The organism is Vibrio sp. V03_P4A6T147 (assembly GCF_002241085.1).
GTDB lineage: Bacteria > Pseudomonadota > Gammaproteobacteria > Enterobacterales > Vibrionaceae > Vibrio > Vibrio anguillarum.
Genome location: NZ_NDIO01000326.1, coordinates 1 through 3503, shown reverse-complemented (window position 1 = coordinate 3503; position 3503 = coordinate 1). Strand labels below are relative to the sequence as shown.

3 protein-coding genes are annotated in these 3503 nt (G+C 44.4%); all 3 read right to left on the bottom strand.

Features of this window, described 5'->3' with window-relative positions:
* Positions 1–13: 13 nt before the first annotated feature.
* On the bottom strand, positions 14–844 hold the full coding sequence (gene folP, locus B9J84_RS12605) for a dihydropteroate synthase (protein WP_094124278.1): 831 nt from the start codon (positions 842–844) through the stop codon (positions 14–16).
* A gap of 58 nt (positions 845–902) precedes the next feature.
* Positions 903–2852 carry an ATP-dependent zinc metalloprotease FtsH gene (gene ftsH / locus B9J84_RS12600; RefSeq protein WP_017049783.1) on the bottom strand — a complete coding sequence of 650 codons (1950 nt, stop codon included), beginning with the start codon at positions 2850–2852 and terminating at the stop codon, positions 903–905.
* A 98-nt stretch (positions 2853–2950) separates the two neighbouring features.
* Positions 2951–3503, bottom strand: a 553-nt coding sequence (gene rlmE / locus B9J84_RS12595; RefSeq protein ID WP_094124277.1) for a 23S rRNA (uridine(2552)-2'-O)-methyltransferase RlmE, incomplete at its 5' end; no start/stop codon positions are given.

The following is a 3503-nucleotide window of genomic DNA, read 5'->3' as shown; positions in this document are numbered from 1 at the left end:
TTAATTATTATTGTTAACTATTTTGAATAATGGTTTGTACTATTTTCATTGCTTCAATGGTTTCGTTCACATCATGGACACGAATAATCTGTGCACCTTTCATTGCAGCTACAGCCGCGCAGGTAACGCTCGCCACCATACATTCAGCTGGTTTTTTATTGAGTAGTTTAAAAATCATTGACTTACGAGACATCCCAGCCAATATCGGCAAACCTAGTTGATGAAATGCGTCTAGATGTGCAAGCAGATAATAATTATGCTCAATGGTTTTGCCAAATCCAAAACCGGGGTCGAGGATAATATTTGCACGCGCGATCCCCACACGCTCACACGCTGCGACTCGATCTTCTAGAAAGAGCTTAACATCCGCTAACACATCTTGATAATGTGGGCTGGTTTGCATCGTTCGTGGCTGGCCTTGCATATGCATGATACAGACAGGCACTTGTGCTTTAGCCGCAACCTCTAATGCCCCCGGCTCTTGCAGTGCACGAACATCATTAATCAAGTCAGCACCACCCTCAACCGCCTGACGCATCACCTCAGCTTTACTGGTGTCAATAGAAATCCAGACGTCATATTTTGCACGGATAGCTTTAATAATAGGAATAACACGAGATAATTCGTCATCGAGAGTCACTTCTGGAGCGCCCGGCCGAGTTGACTCCCCTCCAATATCAATAATGCTGACACCTGCGGCAATCATTTTATCGGCATGCTCTAGTGCCAAATCTAGCGCGTTAAATTTTCCACCATCGGAAAATGAATCCGGAGTCATGTTCAAGATACCCATGACATGAGGACGATCGAGGATAAGTGTCTTTGTTGGGGTTTGAATCTTCATTTTGCTCTAAAACACAAAAACCCCGAGAAAGCTCGGGGTTTAATTTGAATATTAACGATTACTCAGCATCTTTCTTTTCTGAGGACTCAGTGGCTACTTCGTCTTCTGCTGCTGGCTCTACTTTTGGCTCTTGAGCTTTTTCCGCTTCCGCTTTTTCTGCTTGAGCTTTGGCTTGATCAGCCCAACCTGCAGGTTCGCGAATCTCGGTTTTACGCTCCATTAAGTCATCAATTTGGCCTGCATCAATCGTTTCGTATTTCATCAACGCATCTTTCATTGCATGCATAATATCCATATTTTCTTCAAGGATTTTACGCGCACGATCATAGTTGCGGTCAATAATTTTACGAACTTCGTCATCAATCAACTTAGCAGTATCTTCAGACACATGCTTAGTTTGAGTCACGCTGCGCCCTAAGAAGACTTCACCTTCATCTTCTGCATACAACAATGGGCCAAGTTTTTCCGAAAAGCCCCATTGCGTAACCATTTTACGAGCAATGGCTGTCGCACGTTCGATATCGTTTGATGCACCAGTTGAAACGTTTTCTGGGCCGTAAATTAACTCTTCCGCTAAACGACCGCCATACAAGCTTGAAATCATAGACTCAAGATGCAGCTTCGACATGCTAACTCGGTCTTGTTCAGGCAAGTACATCGTTACACCTAAAGCTCGACCACGTGGAATAATCGATACTTTATAAACAGGGTCATGTTCAGGTACCAAACGACCAACAATGGCGTGTCCTGCTTCATGATAAGCTGTCGATGCTTTAGTTTCTTCAGACATCACCATCGAACGACGTTCAGCACCCATCATGATTTTGTCTTTTGCTAACTCAAACTCAACCATTGAAACATTGCGTTTGTTACCGCGAGCAGAGAATAACGCCGCCTCGTTCACTAAGTTCGCCAAATCGGCACCAGAGAAACCCGGTGTTCCGCGAGCAATCAATGAAGGTTCAACATCACCAGCTAAAGGTACTTTGCGCATATGAACTTTCAAGATCTGTTCACGACCGCGAACATCAGGTAAACCGACCACCACTTGACGGTCAAAACGCCCCGGACGCAGCAATGCTGGGTCTAAAACGTCTGGACGGTTAGTTGCCGCAATGACGATAACGCCTTCATTGCCTTCAAAACCATCCATTTCAACCAACATTTGGTTTAAAGTCTGCTCACGCTCATCGTGACCGCCGCCGACACCAGCACCACGTTGACGACCTACCGCATCAATCTCATCAATAAAGATGATACAAGGTGAAGCCTTTTTCGCTTGCTCGAACATGTCACGTACACGAGATGCACCGACACCAACAAACATTTCAACGAAATCAGAACCAGATATAGTGAAGAACGGTACTTTCGCCTCACCAGCAATTGCTTTTGCCAGTAATGTTTTACCTGTACCAGGAGGACCAACCATCAAAACACCCGTTGGAATTTTCCCACCCAGTTTTTGGAAGCGACTCGGATCACGCAAGTAATCCACAAGCTCTTTCACATCTTCTTTCGCTTCGTCACAACCAGCCACATCACCGAACGTGGTTTTGATTTGCTCTTCACTCATCATACGAGCTTTGCTCTTACCAAATGACATGGCACCTTTGCCACCGCCACCTTGCATTTGACGCATGAAGAATATCCAAACACCGATCAGTAGGATCATGGGGAACCAAGAGATAAAAATGGTCCCGAGCAAACTTTGCTCTTCTGGTGGTGTACCTTGTACTTTAACGTTTTGATTAATCAAATCATCAAGCAGCTTTTGATCGTACACGGGCATGTAAGTTACATAGCGAGTACCGCCGCCTCTACGAGTAAAGGAAATTTCACTATTGTTAAATTGAGCTTCTTGAATCTGGCCTTGGCCAACTTCCTGTACGAACGTGGTGTAATCCACTGCTTTGCCGTTACTATCACCAGGGCCAAAGCTCTGGAATACCGACATTAAAACGACAGCTATAACTAGCCACAGAATTAAATTTTTTGCCATATCACTCAAGGTGTAAGCCTCGCGATAACTAATTGTAATTAAAGGTAGGGTACTACAGTTTGTAACCTGTAGCCATATGTTAACTTATGCCTTGTACAGCAAAAACGTTAACCTTTGTAACCAGTGGCTACAACAAAGACTTCTCTTGAGCGAGCTCGCGAAGAGTCTGGTTTTCTTATTTTCACGACTTTAAACAGGTTTCGAACTTCTTTGACATAATCATCAAAGCCTTCTCCCTGAAAAACCTTGACCACAAAACTACCATTTGGAGTAAGAACTTGTCGACACATATCTAGAGCTAGTTCAACCAAATACATTGCCCTTGGCTGATCAACCGAATTATTTCCGGCGATGTTAGGTGCCATGTCTGACATCACCACATCAACCATATCAGGCTGTATACGATCTAATAGTGCGTCCAGCACGGCCTCTTCACGAAAATCGCCTTGTAAGAAAGCAACGCCAACAATAGGATCCATCGGCAAAATATCACACGCGATCACTCGGCCTTTATCACCGACGATACCCGCTGAATATTGAGACCACCCGCCGGGAGCCGCCCCTAAATCCACAACAGTCATTCCTGGCCTAAGCAGTTTATCTTTATTTTGAATCTCTTCTATTTTGAAAATAGCACGCGAACGATAACCTCTCTTTTTG